The sequence below is a fragment of the Streptomyces sp. NPDC014734 genome (genome assembly GCF_043083325.1).
In the GTDB taxonomy this organism is placed as follows: Bacteria; Actinomycetota; Actinomycetes; order Streptomycetales; family Streptomycetaceae; genus Streptomyces.
The window spans coordinates 476,416-493,232 of the sequence record NZ_JBIBYN010000003.1 but is presented as its reverse complement, the minus strand read 5'-3'; the positions used below and the strand labels follow the sequence as shown (position 1 = coordinate 493,232).

At 70.1% G+C, this 16,817-nt stretch carries 14 protein-coding genes; 4 read left to right on the top strand and 10 right to left on the bottom strand.

The window, feature by feature from the left end:
* The first annotated feature begins 78 nt into the window (after positions 1-78).
* Together ACF1CT_RS08590 and ACF1CT_RS08585 are read left to right on the top strand one after the other, a co-directional pair.
* The gene (locus ACF1CT_RS08590; protein WP_391783025.1) at positions 79-648 is read left to right on the top strand and encodes a PadR family transcriptional regulator; all 570 of its coding nucleotides are present in this window, start codon (positions 79-81) and stop codon (positions 646-648) included.
* The gene (locus ACF1CT_RS08585; protein ID WP_391783024.1) at positions 635-1,459 is read left to right on the top strand and encodes an SGNH/GDSL hydrolase family protein; all 825 of its coding nucleotides are present in this window, start codon (positions 635-637) and stop codon (positions 1,457-1,459) included. Before ACF1CT_RS08590 ends, ACF1CT_RS08585 begins: the two co-directional genes overlap by 14 nt.
* Positions 1,460-1,982: 523 nt before the next feature.
* On the opposite strand, the gene ACF1CT_RS08580 is transcribed toward ACF1CT_RS08585, so the two are convergent.
* Both ACF1CT_RS08580 and ACF1CT_RS08575 read right to left on the bottom strand, forming a co-directional pair.
* Positions 1,983-2,744 (bottom strand): hypothetical protein, encoded by a 762-nt coding sequence (locus ACF1CT_RS08580; protein ID WP_391783023.1) that lies wholly within the window; start codon positions 2,742-2,744, stop codon positions 1,983-1,985.
* Between the two features lie 55 nt (positions 2,745-2,799).
* A complete protein-coding gene (locus tag ACF1CT_RS08575; RefSeq protein WP_391783022.1) occupies positions 2,800-3,573 on the bottom strand; it encodes a hypothetical protein in 774 nt (257 codons plus the stop codon).
* Positions 3,574-4,422: 849 nt separating this feature from the next.
* On the opposite strand from ACF1CT_RS08575, the gene ACF1CT_RS08570 reads away from it, so the two are divergent.
* Both ACF1CT_RS08570 and ACF1CT_RS08565 read left to right on the top strand, forming a co-directional pair.
* Positions 4,423-5,487, top strand: coding sequence for a hypothetical protein (locus ACF1CT_RS08570; RefSeq protein WP_391783021.1), 1,065 nt, complete (start codon positions 4,423-4,425; stop codon positions 5,485-5,487).
* Between the two features lie 106 nt (positions 5,488-5,593).
* Positions 5,594-6,148: an HAD domain-containing protein gene (locus tag ACF1CT_RS08565; RefSeq protein WP_391783020.1), complete on the top strand. Its 555-nt coding sequence runs from the start codon at positions 5,594-5,596 to the stop codon at positions 6,146-6,148.
* A 111-nt stretch (positions 6,149-6,259) separates the two neighbouring features.
* Here the strand turns inward: ACF1CT_RS08565 and ACF1CT_RS08560 are convergent, their stop codons facing one another.
* The 8 genes from ACF1CT_RS08560 to ACF1CT_RS08525 form a co-directional block, all read right to left on the bottom strand.
* Positions 6,260-9,304, bottom strand: a complete 3,045-nt coding sequence (locus ACF1CT_RS08560; protein ID WP_391783019.1) for a CHAT domain-containing protein — start codon at positions 9,302-9,304, stop codon at positions 6,260-6,262.
* Positions 9,289-10,080, bottom strand: a complete 792-nt coding sequence (locus tag ACF1CT_RS08555; protein WP_391783018.1) for a hypothetical protein — start codon at positions 10,078-10,080, stop codon at positions 9,289-9,291. The genes ACF1CT_RS08560 and ACF1CT_RS08555 overlap by 16 nt, the downstream gene beginning before the upstream one ends.
* Positions 10,081-10,147: 67 nt before the next feature.
* Positions 10,148-10,357 carry a DUF6052 family protein gene (locus ACF1CT_RS08550; RefSeq protein ID WP_391783017.1) on the bottom strand — a complete coding sequence of 70 codons (210 nt, stop codon included), beginning with the start codon at positions 10,355-10,357 and terminating at the stop codon, positions 10,148-10,150.
* The gene (locus tag ACF1CT_RS08545; RefSeq protein WP_391783016.1) at positions 10,326-11,636 is read right to left on the bottom strand and encodes a phenylacetate--CoA ligase family protein; all 1,311 of its coding nucleotides are present in this window, start codon (positions 11,634-11,636) and stop codon (positions 10,326-10,328) included. The genes ACF1CT_RS08550 and ACF1CT_RS08545 overlap by 32 nt, the downstream gene beginning before the upstream one ends.
* Before the next feature lie 183 nt (positions 11,637-11,819).
* The gene (locus ACF1CT_RS08540) at positions 11,820-12,473 is read right to left on the bottom strand and encodes an anthranilate synthase component II (protein WP_391783015.1); all 654 of its coding nucleotides are present in this window, start codon (positions 12,471-12,473) and stop codon (positions 11,820-11,822) included.
* Complete coding sequence (locus tag ACF1CT_RS08535; protein WP_391783014.1) at positions 12,470-14,056, bottom strand: anthranilate synthase component I family protein; 1,587 nt, start codon at positions 14,054-14,056, stop codon at positions 12,470-12,472. The genes ACF1CT_RS08540 and ACF1CT_RS08535 overlap by 4 nt, the downstream gene beginning before the upstream one ends.
* A gap of 125 nt (positions 14,057-14,181) precedes the next feature.
* Positions 14,182-15,639 carry a phenylacetate--CoA ligase family protein gene (locus ACF1CT_RS08530; RefSeq protein WP_391783013.1) on the bottom strand — a complete coding sequence of 486 codons (1,458 nt, stop codon included), beginning with the start codon at positions 15,637-15,639 and terminating at the stop codon, positions 14,182-14,184.
* Positions 15,636-16,307: a flavodoxin family protein gene (locus ACF1CT_RS08525; RefSeq protein ID WP_391783012.1), complete on the bottom strand. Its 672-nt coding sequence runs from the start codon at positions 16,305-16,307 to the stop codon at positions 15,636-15,638. The genes ACF1CT_RS08530 and ACF1CT_RS08525 overlap by 4 nt, the downstream gene beginning before the upstream one ends.
* Positions 16,308-16,817 lie beyond the last annotated feature (510 nt).

Here is a 16,817-nt window from a genome sequence, read left to right as displayed (position 1 = left end):
ATCATGAAGATGATTAGTCATTTTCATGACTACCATGTTGCGAGGTCCGGCGACAGGTACATGTAGGGAGACGAACCGATGGCGCTACGACACGCCGTACTGGCGGCGCTGCTCGACGGCGAGTTCAGCGGATACCAACTGGCCAAGTCGTTCGACCTCGGCGTGGCGAACTTCTGGCACGCCCAGCCGCAGCAGGTCTACGCCGAGCTGGCCCGCCTGGAGACGGACGGGCTCATCGCGGGCCGCGAGGTGATCCAGAAGTCCCGGCCCAACAAACGCCTGTTCCGCGTGACCGAAGCGGGGCTGTCTCAGCTGGATGAGTTCACGGCCGCCTCCGAGAAGCCCTCCTTCATTCGCGACGACCTCCTCGTCAAGGTCCAGGCCGCCGACCACGTCGACGCGGAAACCCTGGTCGTGCAACTTCGCGAGCGGGCCGTTCTCGCCCAGACGAAGATCGACCTCTTCGACACGTTGCTGCGCGGCATGCGTGGCGACCGTACGGAGGAGGAGTTCCTGCGCCACGGCGACCGCATCGGTCCGTATCTGACGTGCATGCGCGGCCTCGCCTTCGAACAGGGCAACCGCGACTGGTGCGAGCACACGATCACGGTCCTGAACGAAAGGCGGCAGGCCCATGGCCAGCGCTGACATGCCTTACAACCGCTATGTCGCGCTCGGCGACAGCCAGACCGAGGGCCTGGGCGACGGCGACGACACCAATCCGCGCGGCTTCGCCGACCGTCTCGCCGGACACCTCACACACGACAACCCCGACCTCGTCTACGCCAACCTCGCCGTACGGGGTCGCCTCACGGCGCAGGTTCGCGCCGAACAGCTCGCCCCGGCCCTGAAGCTGCGCCCCGACCTGGCCACCGTCGTCGCCGGAGTCAACGACATCCTTCGTCCCCGCTTCGACGCCGATCATGTTTCCGGCGAACTGGAGGCGATGTTCGCCGCCCTCACGGCCCAAGGCACCCACGTCGCCACCCTCACCTTCCCCGACCTCGCCCGCATCACCCCGCTCGCCCGCCCCCTCGCACCGCGCATCGCAGCCCTCAACCAGCGCATACGCGAAGCCGCCCACCGCCATGGCGTCACCGTCGCGGAAACGGCCCGTCACCCCGTCGTCACGGACCCCCGTCTGTGGAGCCCGGACCGCCTTCACGCGAGCCCACTCGGTCACCAACGCATCGCCGCCGCCCTCGCCCACGCGCTTGATCTGCCGGGCGCCGACGACACCTGGACCCGCCCCTTGACCACACCGACGACGCCCCCGCCCACTGGATGGCGCGCCGCCCCTGGAGAACTTCGTTGGGCAGCCGCCTTCCTGGGCCCCTGGCTCGTCCGGCGCCTCCAGGGCCGCTCCTCCGGCGACGGCCACACCGCCAAGCGGCCACAGCTCACCCCGGTGGGCACACCGAGCGGCCCCGCGTCACCGCCGCACGGCAGCCAGGTCTGAGAGAGCCCGACGCCGTCGTGGAACGCGGTCAACGACGACCTGGGGAAGCCGGTCTCCACTCCAGAAACCGAGCCGCCGGAACTGACTGGGTGCATCGTCCATGCGCATCGAGCCTCAATGCCTCGGAAGCATCCCCGCATGCGCGGGGAGCAGACTCCAGGCCGCCGCCCGACCACCGGCGACCGCCTCCAGGAGTCCGGTCGCGAGGGGGCGGTGCCGCTGTTCGTGGGGCACGATGAATTCTTGAGGGGGGACGCGGGGCGCCGGAGACCGAGCTCGTCGGCAATGAACTCTTTCTGCTCCACGGCGTATTCCTGCCCCTGCATGCGCCACGCCCGTGGCAGCGGATGGCAGCCGTCGCGGAAGCGGAAGTCGTGGGGCGTGAGGTGGTGGGGTGTGAGGCATGAGGCTGCGGAGTGTGAGGTGGTGGGCCTGAGGTGGTGGGGTGAGCAACGGGGCGGAGCTGTGTTGTTCGTGGCTCGTGGAGGTCCGGGGACGGGGCCGGTCGCCATGGACGGGGTGCTCACAGCGTGCGGGGCACGATGGAGCAGGTGGTTGTGGTGGGGGTGGGAGTGAGGGCGCCGGGGGCGTTCTGGCGGCGGATGATCTGGACGCGGTGACCGGGCTCGAACTTGCCGAGTTCCTCGGGCAGTCGGTACGAGGTCTCGGTGAGCCGCGTCCCGTCGTCGGTACGGATCTTGATCGTGGTCTGCCACCGGTCTCCGTCGTGCTCGTCGGTGACGGCTACGGACTCGATGGTCGCGTCCTCGGGCCGGGTACTCGGTGCCGGATCGGTGCCCTCACGGTGGTGGAGCAGGGCAAGGGGATCGTGGTGCGGTTCGATCCAGACGAGGTGCTTCATGGCCGGGTGACGGCGGAAGCCGAACAGCATTCCCGGCGCGATCCGGCAGCCTCGGTCGGCGCGAAAGGTCCGGTAGCCGTGCACGAGTTGGCCGGCTTCGGAGGCGAGCGGGCGGGCGATCACGCGCACGCGGTGGACGCCGCCGGGATCCGCACGGGCCCAGCTGGTGATCTCGACGCCGACGACGCAGGCGACTTCCAGCACGGTGTCGGGACGTGGGCGTTCGACTTCGTCGTCGCTGACGAAGTTCGCGCATCCGAGCAGGATCAGCACGCACAGGCTGCTCGGTAGCGTCATCCACCAGAGCCAGTCGAAGGTGGTGAGCCCGATGGCGGTGACCACGATCGTGAGGGCGGCCAGCGGCAAGGATACGCGTCGGCGCGCGCGCATCCTCCGGAGCTGCCGGGCATGTGCGGCGCGCATGAACGCATCCGGTGTCCCCGTGTCCGGGAGCGCAGGGGTGTGATCGTCGGTCATCTCAGTACCAGGCCGGCCACAGGGCCCGCCGCCCTTCCGTCGATCGGGCGACGAGGGCTTGACCGGTGTGCCGCAACGTGGCGATCTCCTCGGGCCGCAGGAACCCCCGTACCGTCGCGGTTCCGTTGTCGCTGCCGCCGCCGGAGGCGTATGCGACCTCGACCTCGACATGCTCGGAGCGCACACGACCCGTCGGCCGCACGGCGGTGAGGTCCACGGTCTCGGGGTGCCCGTTCACGAGCACGTCATAGCTCTCGTCGTCGAGGAGGCCGAGGCGATGCCGGTGTTCCAGCAGCACGCTGCGGACGTTCGGTTCCGAGAGGTCCGAGGCAAGTTCGACCATGTCGCCCAGCACGTGACTGACCCCCTCCGGCAGGGGTTGGACCGGTACGAACATGCCGGGGCGCACATTCCTGACGTTCCCCACTTCCGTGTGCACGGTGGTCGTCGAGCCGTCCGGAAGTACCAGTTCCATTCGTGCGCCCACGCCGCCTCCGTCCTCGCTGCTGGTGCCGTCCAGGAGGGTGAGTATCCGGGCGACTTCGACACCGTCGGTCGTCGAATCGCCGGTGGCCGAGGGGCCGCCCTGCTGCCACGAGGAGAGCGTTCCAGGGGCCCGTTCCCACGAGTCCATTCGTCGATGGAAGTAGTGGGCCGGATCGTGCGGGGACTGCGGGGACTTCGACTTCCGCCAGTCGGAGAACACCAGGCCCCAGACCAGCAGGGCTGAGAGCCCGAGTACCGCGCTCAGAACGACGGCCCACGCCGTGCTCATGCGCTCACGCACCCGAGGGGGGAACGACGTGACCAGAAGCCGCAGGCGGTGATCTCCGATCCGGATCCGGATCCGGTCCTGGAGCCTGCTTCCGGTCCGGTGCGCATCTCGTCGAGGTGGGGACCCTCGCGGAAGTGGTCGGCGAGGATCGGGGGGAACCCTTCGGCCCCGGTGTCGATCAACACGGTGTACGGATCCCCATCATGGTTGGCGCCGGTGGGTGGAAGGGTGTTGGTTCCGTCGATGGTGGCGGCCCGGGCGGCGCCATGAACCGCCGGGAGTTCGCGTACTCCGGCGCCCCTGGGCGCACGGCATACGGATCGTGTGGGCACCAGCGCGGGCGGCCTCGCCGATGGCGCTCGTCCGGCCGGGCAACTGGGTCCGGCCACCGGAGCCGGCCGGCTCCGCTCCGCCACGGGTGACCGGGCAATGAGCGGTGAAGCGGCCGCGGGTCTGGATGTGAGTTCCGATGGTGGCGGTCCCGGGTATCCGTACGCCCGGCTCGTCCGGCGTGAAAGCCATCGCATACCCCTCCCCCGGCGGCCAGGGTATCGGGCGTGTCCGCACGCGTCGACGCACGACGCATGGGTGGGCGGCGTCGTTCCGGTGCCGACGTGGAGGTGGGCGCCGTCGGAGGTCATCGGTGTCTCCCCGATCGGAGCCCGGCGGAGACGAAGGTGTGCGTGTCCCCCGTTGTTGCCACCATCGGGTTCTCGCGCCCGGCCGGTGTGCCGGTGGAGTGTGCGGGTGTCGGGCATTCGGATTCGGAGGTGCGGCAGGTTGTGAGCGCGGGAGCCCTACTGTGGGGGCGACACCGCCTTCCATCGGATCGGCAAGGAGCACCAGGCCGTGGACGTCGAGATTCCCTCGCACCTGCGCGACACCGCCAGTCGGATCGGGGCGGGCGTCCCCTATGCCCTGAAGATTCTGGCCGGCCGGTTGGCCGACGACCCGGACATGGGCCGGCCTTCGGGGCTGCCCGGCATCCTCACCACAACAATCGACGGGGACCTGATCGAGGACTGCCCCGCTCTGGCCATCGGCTACATCCGCGAACCCGACCGAATCCAGATCCGGTACGTGAGCCCGGCCTTCTCCACCGAACACACCGAACCTGCTGAGCCCACTGTGACAGGTGGGCACGTCGGGGAGGTCGGGGAGATCGAGGGAGTCGGGAGCGCTCAGGGGCAGGACCCGGATCAGGACCGGGGCCGGGGTCTCGGCGGGGGGCGGCCTGCTGCCGCTGCCGACCGCGCGGTCACCGTACGGGAGGTCGCCGATGCCTGGCGGCGCATCACCGACTGGCTCCGGCACAACGCCCCCGACTCCCATGCCGCACTCCGCGCGGGAGCCGACCCCGCCGGCATCGCCGCCCTGGAAAAGGGTCTCGGCATCCGCATACCCGTCGAGTTGCACGTCCTGTGGCTGCTGACCGGCGGCGACGACGGGGTCAATGGCCGGGGGTGCCTTCCGGGCGGTGAGGCCCTGATGCCCCTGGACGCCGTGGCCGCTGTCCATCGGCTGAAGACGGACTCCCAGACCCACGAGGACACCTTCAACGCCCGCCGCCCCGAGTACGACCGGATCACCGTATGGAAGGCCACCTGGGTTCCGGTTGTCGCCCTGGGCCCGGCCGACAACACCTCGGGCCTGTACCTGGACACCGCGACCGGCTACCTCGGGCGTTGGTCCCGCTACCACGACGGCCCCGGTGGATTCTCCGACGAGGAGCCCGGGGAAGGCCCCCGCGAAGAACTCGACACTCTGGTCACCTATCTGGAAGAGGCCGCCGACATGCTTGAGGCTCCGGCCCTGGCCACGCGGGACACACCCGGGCTGGTCGGTGGGGCGCTGGTGTGGCGCAGCGGTGTCAATCCGGCGCGGGAAGAGCGGTGGCAACCCGTGACAGGCTGACCACGCGGAATCGACGGCGGCACTCGCTCGCCCCCACCCGCACCCGCACCCGCACCCGCACCCGCACCCGCACCCGCACCCGCACCCGCCACTATCCTGAGTTGTTGTGACGGGCTCGGTACAGCTTCCTCTTCTCTTCCTCGATGTCGATGGGCCGCTCATCCCGTTCGGCGCGGAGCCTCAGCGGTATCCGACCCGCCTCACGAGTTCCGATCTGGGTGGGGCCGACGGCAATCCGCTTCTGACCAGGATCAATCCTGGGCACGGGCCCAAGCTGGCCGCGCTTCCGTGCGAGGTGGTCTGGGCCACCACGTGGATGGACGACGCGAATGAGTGCGTCGCTCCGCTGATCGGGCTTCCGCGATCGGCCGTGGTGGTCTGGCCGGAGCCGTCCGACGTCGACGAGCAGGACGCACGCGACGGGCTGCACTGGAAGACCCGTGCGCTCGTCGAGCGGGCAGCGGGGCGGTCGTTCGTCTGGGTCGACGACGAGATCACCGGCACCGATCGGGTCTGGGTCGCCGCCCATCACCCGGGACACGCCCTGCTCCACCGAGTCGATGCCCGTCTCGGTCTGACCGACGACGACTTCGCGACTCTCGGTGCATGGCTGCGGCAACGGCTTCGGCAGTGGTCCGAGGAGGAGAAGCCCGGGCGGTAGGACGCGTCGACGGCCCGACGTCCGGGACGCGGCGGGCCATCGGCGACCCGGGCGGCGGCCCGTGCGGCGGGCGGCCGGTCGGAGGCCCGCCGCACGGGTCGGCTGTGTGGTTCATGGGCCGATGTGTAGGTGAGAGGCCCAGAGCGAGGCGCGGTCGGGGTAGCGGGTCCGGAGCCGGGACACCGCATGGTGGAGCGCGTGGGCGACACCCGCGACACCCGATTCCTGATGGCTGGTCAGGTGCTGGTAGAAGGCTTCGGCCAGGCGGACGCCGACCTGGTCCGCCACGGGCCAGAGGCTTCCCACCAGGTGGGTGTAGCCGGCCAGTTGGAAGGCGGACAGCAGGTTCAACGACTCGTCTGGAACGTCCAGGCGGCTGCGGGCGGTGCCGCAGGCGGACAGGAAGGCCAGGCCTCCGCCGCCGGCGCGAGCGCGTGCGATGTCGTTGATGTGCAGCCTGCCGTCGTGCAGGACGAGGTGGCCCTCGTGGTGTCGGTCGGCGTCGTATCCGGCGTGGCCCGCGATGTGGACCATGTCGTGATTCCGGAGTTCCGCCATCACACGCCCGCGCGTGGCGGCCTGCCCGCGCAGGAGACGGGCGCCCGGGAGCAGGCCGAGAAGAACCGCCGCTTCCTCGTCGACGCCGGGGAGATCGGGAACTCCGGGTGCGCGGGGCACCGCGACCACCAGCGGCCGACTCCCGGTGCCTGCCCGCCACGGACCCGCCCGGCGTGCCCGGCCCAGTGCGTGGATCGTGGGGGTGTAGGAGGAGACGGCCAGGTCGAAGGCGGAGCCGTCCTCGGGGTGCTCCGCCATGTGGAGGGGGAAGTGGGCGAGCAGGCCGGTGGGACACCACCACAGGCGAGGCGGGTCGGCCGATTCGTCCGTGTCGCCGCGGGGAAGATCGCGTACAGCATCGAGGGCGGGTCCGACGACGGCGTCCCACAGCAGGGTCAGGCCGGATCGCAGATCCTGTTCGGCGGCCATCCGCTCGCGTACGGAGCGTTCGGCGTCCAGCGCCCGTTCGGTTCCGGCGAGGATGCCGGTGGCGAGTGCCCTCATGGTGTCCTTGGTGAGCCGGGGCAGGGGGAGGCAGCGGACACCGTTCTCCGTCACGATCAGTGCGTGGGAGTCGTCGCCGTTCCTGCCCGCCAGGGGCACCACCACGGGGCCCGCCTCGCAGGCGGCGAGGATCTCCTCGATGCGGGGCGGATGGAGGAACTCCTCGAATCCCGGTAACCGCCGGACCTCGGCCATCAGTTGCTTCCGCCGCTCGGTCGGCTGATGCCTTCGACCGGCTTCCGGTGCGGCGACCGTCCGGTGTCGGTCCGGCAGCGTTTCGAGTGCGGTCGCCAGTTCGGGAGAGCGGGCACGCAGCCGTTCCAGGTCCGCCGCCATGGCCTCCGACTCGCCGTGGATCAGTCCACGCCCCTGTTCCAGGAGTTCCAGTGCCCGTTCGGGGTCGCCTGTGGATATCAGGCACGTGGCGGCCACCGTCGGGAGGGGCGCGAAGGCTGAGAGGCGCCGTGCCCGGTCCTCGTCCCGCCACTGTTGTTCGATGAGTTTCGGGAGGAGGCCAACAGCAAGAGTCAGGTCCTCGGCGGCGGTGGTGGGCTCGTCGAGAGCGAGGGCCAGCTTGCCCGCGTTCCAGGCGCCTTTCAGACGGTCGCCGACAGGGGCGCCGGGGGAGTTGGCAACTTCGCGAAGTGTCCGGGCCGCTTCGTGTGCGTCCTCGGGGTTACGGAGATCCACGTATCGGTTGTTCAGCGCGGCACCGAGCAGGAAGCGCCGCGTGGCGAGCAGGGACGGGGTGCCCGCCGTATCGACTGCCTTCCGCAGGACGGCCACCGCTTCGTCGAGGGCGTCTCGTTCCCCGGTGCGGGCGTAGATGTCGCACAGGGCGTTGGCAAGTGCCTCCAGGACGACTCCGGCCGGAGAACCGGGGGAGCTGTCGTGTGCCCGTCGTGCGAGTCGCAGTGCCTCGTCGGTGTCGTCGGCGGCCTCGTTCCGGGACGGGGCGAGCCGCGCACGCGCCCTCAGCCAGCGACTGAGGTTGGCCATCAGGGTGATGCGCAGTTCCGGCGGGGGTTCCTGGCCCACCGTCGGGGCGAGCGCGGTGCGGCCGAGGGCGATGATCTCGTTCAGCGTGGTGATGTCGGTGGCGTCGGTGAGCCCACCGTCCAGCCCGGCCAGCGTCTCCAGGTGGAAGGCGAGATTGTTGAGCTCTCGGACGACGGCCGGATGTCCGGGTGGGAGGGACGCGACCAGGGATCTGTTCAGGGCCACCGCCTCGCGCAGGGAGTCGGTGTCGCCCGTCTCGTCGTACCGGCGGTGCAACAGGCCGGCGAGGTTGGTGGTGTGGTCCGGCCGGTCCGGGTGACCGTTCGGCAGGATCTCCAGCGCCTCGCGGGTCAGGCCGATGAGTTCGCCGAGCGCGTCCGGGGTGTGCCCGGACAGGTAGGACACGCGCAGAGTGTCACACAGCCGCGCCAGGTACTGGGCCTGCTCGGGGGTCCCGTCAGGGGCTTCCGAGAGCAGGCGTCGCGCCAGACCGATGGCGGACGTCATGGTGTCCGGAACTGCATGGTGCTCGTGCAGCAGGGTCAGGACGTGCGCGGTGTTGCTGGTGGACCGGGCGCGGTCCGCGTCAGCCTCGGACATGGCCATGCCGAGCTGAAGCACCGCGGTGGCAGCGAACTGCGCCGTCCGGTCGTAGGGTCCGGTCTCCTGGAGGAGGACTCCTGCCAGATCGTTCCAGTTGCGGACTTGGGGTGTACCCGGCTGCGGAGGGGACGGCATGACGCGGCGTACGGCTTCCGGGACGGACTCCGGCTCGGCGTCGCACAGGGGGGCGAACAGCGCGAGAGCCAGGTGCAGGTCCCGGTCGTGCCGGGAGTCGCGCTGCGGCTCCGTCGTGGCACGCAGCCAGAACAGCCAGCCGACCCGTTCGAGGAGACGCAGATGCGGCTGCACGTCCAGTTGCCCGCTGCGCAGCACGTCGCGTACGGCGGCCTCCAGAGCTCCGGCGGCCTCCTGCTCCGCGGCGTCCTCCATCAGGACGTGGGGGTCTCGTCGGCGGGAATAGGCCGAGATCCGGCGGAGTACGGGGTCGGCGCGGTCCGCGTCGGAGCTTTCCGGGGTCAGGCCCTCCGGCACCGGAACCACTCCCCTCGGCTCTCGTCCCACACGAGCGTGCGCCCGCGGAGTTCGGCCCGGTCCATGGCGGCCAGTCGACGCAGGGCCTCCGGGGGAACCGGGTCCGGTACCACGAGGTGCAGATCGGCTTCGGGGTCGAGCACGCTGACGTACTCGGATGCGGCGGGTGGTGCCGGGTGAGCGGGGACGGGGACGGAAGCGGGAGTGGGTATGGGGGCGGAAGCGGGGGCCGGTTCCACGCTCGGGCGGCGTCTGCGCAGTCGGGCACGCAGGCCGGCGTAGGCGTCCTCGGCGGACTTCCCCACCAGGGCCTCCACGAAAGGAAGGACCAGCGAGGTGGCGGCACCGCCGAGCACCATGGCCACCCACTCGGGCACATCGCGTACGGCCGGGACCTCGGCGGCACCGCTCGGGACGGAAAGGTCCGGGCCCCTGCCGGATTCCGCGACGACAAGTTCGGCGACCGCGGCCGGATCGCCGGTTCCCGAGATCTGCCGGATTCGTCCTCCCGGCGCGGATACCTGCCAGTTGTCGTCGGCCTCGCTGTACCGGACGACGCAGTCGTGCGGCTCATCCGGGTGCAACGGCGGATCGGCGCGCAGCCACAGCCACCCCATGTCGCCGGTCCCGTCACCGCTCTCGTCCCGGTAGACGTTTCTCCGCACCGGTCCGAAACCCCGAGCGTCCAGGGCCTCGGTCATCACCGCGAGGTGCGCGTCCACCCCTTCCCGCGCTTCTTGCCGCCCGGCTGCCGCCCGTTCCTCTGAATTCAGCACACTTCATTGTTTCCCAACATGCCATGGTCACGAGGGATGTTGAGAAGTTGGAACGTGGGGAAGCCGGTCAGGCCGCGAGGGTGTCGTCGGGGTGGCGGTAGTGGTCGTGGCCCAGGTCCTGGCCGTCCAGGGCTGTGTGGAGGGGGGCCAGGGCCGCACGGACGGAGGCGGAGACCGCGGGCACCTGGCAGGTGCGGGCCAGGTCGCTCAGGACGCGGTAGACGTCGAGAAGCTGTTGCTCCTCCTCAGGCGTGAGGGACGGTCGTGCGTTCGTCATGCAGTCGTGCCGCCTTCCAGTTCGATCGGGGCAGGCTGCCGGGATCGGCCGGCTCCACCTCGGGCCGCAGGCCCGTCTCGTGTTTGAACTCCTTCGTGATGCGGTCGCAGAGGTCTGCCGCGGCCGGGCCTGAGAGGTGGCCCGCTTCGACGCGTATGTGAATGGTGTCGAGACCGCGGATCTGTCGGATCGACGTCTGGAACTCGTTCACCTCGGTGAAGCCGCGCAACACGTCCTCGATCATCACCGGGGTGATGGACACCCCGCGGATCTTGCGCATGTCGTCGACCCGGCGCAGGATGCCGCCGTCGAGGAAGTCCCAGGTCCGGCCGCAGCCGCATGCGGTGTGGGGGCGCTTGACGACGATGTCCTCGGTCCAGTGCCGAAACAGTTGGAGGCCCTCGCGGTTCAGCCCCGTCGTTACCCGGACCCCTTCCTCCCCGTAGCCCACGGGCTGTTTGGTCTCCGGGTGGAGCACCTCCTCGATGACCGAGGGCTCGATGATGTGGCAGGCACCGCGCCGCGAAGGGCACTCGAACATGAACACACCACCGAACTCCGTGGTTCCGGCGGCGTTGAACACCCGGGCCCCGAACGCCTCCTCGATGGTGCGTGTCGTGAAGTCGGACCGCGGTTCCGCGCCCGCCAGGATGATCTCGACGTTGGCGTCCCGGGCGAGATCGACGCCCATCTCCCGCGCCGTCTCCATCAGTCGCATCGCGTAGCTCGGAGTGAGGCCGACGACCTCGATGCCGTAGTCGACGAGCAGGCGGATGCGGGCCCGGGAGTCGAGGCCGCCCGCGGGGATGACGGTGCAGCCCATGCGTTCCAGCGCGTAGTGCATGCCCCAGAACCCGGCGAACAGGCCGTAGCCGAAGGCCACCAGCCCTTTGTGATGGGAGCGGACCCCGTTGCTGTACAGGGCTGTGCAGAAGGTGTCCGTACACCACGACCAGTCGCGTTCGGTGTCGAACGTGCGGACCGGCGGGTTACCACTGGTGCCGCTGGTCTGGTGGTGGCGCACCGCCGTCGACGGGTCGAGCGAGGGCCAGGTGCCGTAGGGGGGCGCCGTCGCCTCCGCCGCGAGCAGATCGGACTTGTACAGGAGCGGCATGCGCGCCGTGTAGTCGGCGAGCGACGTGATGCCGTCGGGGATGCGTTCGGCCCAGAACGGCGACCTGCTCCGCGCGTTGTCCAGGGCTCGCCGGAGCTTGCGCCACTGCCAGGCCAGCAACTCGTCGCGGGGCATGGTCTCCGCCTTGCTGTTCCAGAAGTCCACTGCGCCTCCGTTGCGGTGCGTCGAAGCCTGCTGTCCGGCACTCACTCGGTCGACATCCTCGTGCGTGTGCGGGGGCCGGCGCATCTCCGGGTGTGCGGTTGTGCAGGCGTACGGGTACGCGGTCATGCGGCATTGCGGGTGTACGGGCGGGTGTGCGACCGGTGAGGGGTCGTCGGCGGGGAGTCAGACGGTCACGGTCCGTCGATCCGCGGCGGCGGGGTTCCGGACGCCGTCGAGGAAGTTGGTGACGAGGCGCATGCCGTGATCGGTACGGAAGCTCTCGGGGTGGAACTGCACGGACTCGACGGGGAGTGTCCGGTGGCGCAGACCCATGACGTAGCCGTCGTCGGCGGAACGGGCGGTGATCTCCAGGGACGGCGGAACGGTGTCCGCCGGCACGATCAGGGAGTGGTACCGGGTCGCCTCGAATCCGGCGGGCAGTCCCGTGAACAGCCCCCTGCCGTCGTGTTCGATCCGGCTGGTCTTGCCGTGCATCAGGTGCCGGGCCGCCACCACGCCCGCGCCGTACGCGCGCGCTATCGCCTGGTGGCCGAGGCAGACCCCGAACAGGGGCAGTTCACCGGCGAACTCGGAGACGATCTCCACATGCCCGGAGGTGTCGGGATGTCCGGGGCCGGGACCCAGGAGGATCGCGTCCAGACCCATCCCCCGCACTTCGTCGAGCCGCAGCGCGTGGGAACGGACCATGACGGGGACCGCGTCGGCGGACATGAGGTACTGGCGCAGGATGTCGACGAAGCTGTCGAACGCGTCGACCACCAGGACTTTCGGCCGTGCCGGCCCCTGGGGACGCGTGGTGTCGGGGGCCACGGTCACAGCAACTCCCTTCCGGTGACCGCCCAGTGGGCGGCACTCATCTTGGCCAGCGTCTCGCGCCATTCGGCATCGGGGCGGGAGTCGGCGACGATTCCCGCCGAGGCCCGGGTGCGGAATACACCGTCGTGGTGGAACAGGGTGCGGATGCACAGGGCGAGGTTGGTGTAGCCGCCGACATCGATCAGGCCGAGGGCCCCCGCGTACAGGCCGCGACGATTGCGCTCGACGGACTCGATGATCTCCATGGCACGGATCTTCGGGGTACCGGTCATCGTTCCGGCGGGGAACAGCGCGGCAATGATGTCGAAGGCGTCCTCGTCGTGTTCGGCCTCGCCGATGACGGTCGAGACGAGGTGCAGGACGTGCGAGTAGCGCTCGACGGTGAGTCGGTCCGGAACCTGAAGGGTGTCCGGGCGGCTGATCCGGCCGATGTCGTTGCGGCACAGGTCCACCAGCATGGTGTGCTCGGCGATCTCCTTGGGATCCGAGCTCAGCCGGAGTGCCCCGGCCCCGTCGTCCTGCCCGGTCTGCGGCAGAGTGCCGGCGATCGGGCGCATGGTGACGGTGGTGCCCTCGACCCGTACGAACAGTTCGGGGCTGGCCCCGATGACGCGCTGCCCGCCGACACCGGCGAGATACATGTACGGGGAGGCGTTGCGTCGTCGCAGGCGCCGGTAGACGTCGACCGGGTCGGCGGCGGACCGGATGGCCAGTTCGTGGCCGATCTGGACCTGGTAGATGTCGCCGACGGCGATGTGTTTCAGACAGCGCTCGACGTCGGCGGCGAACACCTCGGGTTCGGTGTCGTCGATGACGGTGGCCTCGGGGAAGGAATCGGGGAAGGCGTCGGGAGAGATGTCGGCGGCGGGTTCGGGGTGGGTGTGTTCGGACCGGTGCAGGAGGTGGGCGAGCGCGTCCTCGTCGAGGGGCGGCCAGTGCGCGGACTCGTGCAGGACGAGTTCGGTGGTGCCCTGCTCCAGGTCGGAGATCACGCAGCCCCGGTGCAGGACGAGTTGTACGTCCGGCACCGCAGGCCGTCGGTCGATGAGACGGGGCAGTTCCTCGATGTAGCGAACGGCGTCGTAGCCGAAGCAGGCGAGAAAGCCGAACCGGAACCGGTCGGCCGAACCCTGCGCGTCGAACATCGCCTGCGCGGTGCGCAGCAACGGCCACAGGTCCCGGGGGGTGCGCAGGCGCATCCCCTGATCGGAGTCGCTGTCGCCGTCGGAGTCGCTGTCACCGTCGGATTCGCTGTCGCCGTCGGGGGCAGATGTGGGGGTGGGGGTGGGGGTGGGGGCGGCGAGGAGGGGCTCGGCGCGGTCCAACAGAAGCCGGCGCAGGACGGGCAGGCCCTCGACGCGTACCTCCCCGTCCGTGACGGAGAGGGTCAGCAGTGCGCCGAAGCCGACGAACTGGTACCTGCGGTCGCGGACCGGGCCTGCCGTGGATTCGAGGAGGTAGACCTGGTCGGGGCCGAAATGTTCGGCGAGGGCCTGGTAGGCGGGGAGCATCGGGACGGGGGGCAGGCTGCGCGTGTGGGTGGTGACGTGCACCCCGGCCGGTGCGGGGCTCCGGTCAGTCATCGCTCGGTCCTTCGTCTTTCGTTCTCGGTCCTTGGGCCCTTGCCTTGGTTCTGGGCCTTGGTCCTCGGCCTTGGTCCTCGGCCTTGAGCCTCGGCCTTGAGCCCGGTAACCCGGGATTCTTCGGTTCACGTGGTGATCGCGTAGCGGTGTGCGATCCGCCGGGCGGTCCGTGCCGCGTTGTCGGGTACACACCGTTTGTCGAGGACTCGGGCCGCCTTCCAGCTGACGAACGAGCCGGTGTGGGTCACCGGGTCGATGTCGGTGTCGGTATCGACGACGATGCCGACGTGGGCGCCGGTGCGTTCCCGCAGCTCGGCTGCGACGGCCCGGGCGGTGGTGGCGCGGTCGACGTCGGCGGTCAGGTTCAGGTGCACGGTGACGGTGTCGCCACCGTCGGGGGCGTGGTCGATGACGACCTGGTAGCCCAGGCAGCCCCGTACGCGTTCCAGCACGGCGGCTTCGAGTTCGGCGGGACGCAGCAGGGTGTCGCCGAGCGGGATGCGGTCGGCGGCGCGACCGACGACCTCGACGACAGGGCCGGGCAGGGCGGAGCCGGGTGGTGCGGGGCTGAGGCGTACGAGGTCCCCGGTGCGGTAGCGGATCAGTGGTTTGATGCCGTCGATCAGCATGGTCAGGACAAGTTCGCCCTCACGACGTTGGTTGTCGGCCGGTGGGGCGAGGGGTGCTCCGGTGTCGGGGTCGACGAGTTCGGCGAGGTAGTTGAGGCCGGAGAGGTGGAGCGCGCCCGTATCGGTGCCGGTCGCGATGCACAGCGCCTCCTGGGAGCCGTACAGCGCGGGACGGACCACGGCGTGCGGCCACACGGAGGACACGTTGGCGGCGAACTGCGGGGTGCAGATCTCGCCGAGCACCAGGAACAGTTTCACCGGCAGCCGGGACAGGTCGTGGCCGTAGTGCCGGGCGGCCTCGGCCAGGCTCAGGCACAGGGCCGGGGCACAGACGACGACCTCGACCCCGAGTTCCTCGATCAGGCGCAGGGCCTTGCGGAATCCGACCCGGGGCGACTCGGGCCAGATCTTGACGTGGCAGGCGCCGAGCGAGGCCGTCACCGCGGTGAACACGTCCCCGAACGCGTACAGTTCGGACGGTCCCATGAGTCCGACGACCGGCATGCGGTCCCCGAAGCGGGCCCGGAAGAGGCGCCGCCACGACTCCTCGACGGCCGCGTTGGACGTCACGACGTCCTTCGGGCCGCGCGGGCAGGGGGTGGCGGTGCCGGTGGTCCCGTTCGTCTCGTAGTAGATGCTCGCCTCGGCGACGCTCCCGGAGAGCACGTCGTACATCTCGCGCCGCAAGTCGTCCTTGGTGGTGAACGGCAGCGACGACAGGGTCTGCGGAGTCACCCGTTCGATGTCCACGCCTGCCAGGTGCCGCCGGTAGAACGGGGAGCGTTCCGTGACGTGACGCAGTACCGCGGTCAGTCGTTCGCCGTGCCAGCGGGCCAGTTCGGCGCCGGTCAGGGCGGAATCGTGGTAGGCGCGGCTGAGGCGCCGGTAGGTGTCGAGGAAGTCCTGCGACGCCACGTCGGCGTGGTGGGGGGCGGGCACGAGGGCGGTGCTCACGACTGCGCCTGCGACTCGTTGAGGGCGAGGCCCACCCGTTCGTTGACCTCGTGGGCCGCCAGGGCGTCCTCGCGGCCGGTCAGTCGTCGGTGCTCGTCGAGCAGTTCCATCATGTCGGTCATGCGCTCGACCATGCGGGAGACGTTCTTGAGTCCCTCGTCGTCCTTGGCGGCGTCCCCGCGGTGCAGTGCGTGCACGGTCGCGGGGAATCCGCTGCCGACCACGATCATGCGGTTGAGCAGGGCATTCACCGTGAGCTGGGCCCAGACCTCGCCGGAGCTGTAGCGGCGGGCGACGGAGATGACTCCGGCGACCTTGTTCGTCAGCGGCCTGTCGAACCGCAGGAAGCCCACCCCGGCCCGTTCGATGAACGTCTGCATCAGGCTGGCGGTGCCGAAGCCGTGCACGGGCGCGGCGAAGACGATGCCGTCCGCCTCGACCATCTTCCGCACCACACCGGGTACGCCGTCCGCGAGTGCGCAGGGCACCGGGCGGTCGTTGCAGTCTCCGCAGGGGCCGCAGCGTTCCATCCGGATGGAACGGAGGTCGACGGTCTCGAAGTCGACACCGCGGGCCGCGGCGGTCCGGGCCGCGTGCCGCAGGACGTCGGCGGTGTTGCCGTCCCTCTCGGATCCGTTGATCGCGAGGATCTTCAGTGCTGCTGTCACGAGATGTCTCCTTCGAAGGAATCGGCCGCGGTCGGCGATGTCGGCCGTGGGACCGACGCCGTTCCGGCGGCGAGGACGGCCGGCGCGCACCTACGTGCGAGGGACGGTCGTCCGCCGGTCCGGCCCGCGCTCCCCGTGTTCTGCGGAGCGTCCGCGCCCTGCGGTCCGTCTGCGTCGTGTGGAGCGCCTGCGTCCCGTGGCCCGTCAGCGTCGTGTGGTTCGCCTGCCCTCGGTGGCCCGTCGACTTTCCGAAATCGTCATGGCTTGGGGTATTCGGACGCATCTCCGTAAATGCTGTGCGGCGTTCGGCACCGGAGTGTGGGAACGGGGCAGTTCCGAGGATGCGCGGACGACGCGGAGAAGGCAGCCTCGACGCGGGCGGGGCTGCCTTCGGGGTGCGGGGTGCCTCCGGTCGGGACGGTGCGGGGGCAGTGCGTACGGGGCGGTCGCAGTCGGGTGCCGCTGAGGGTGATGCCGCGCGGGCGACGGGCGGTACGGGGCGACGGGATG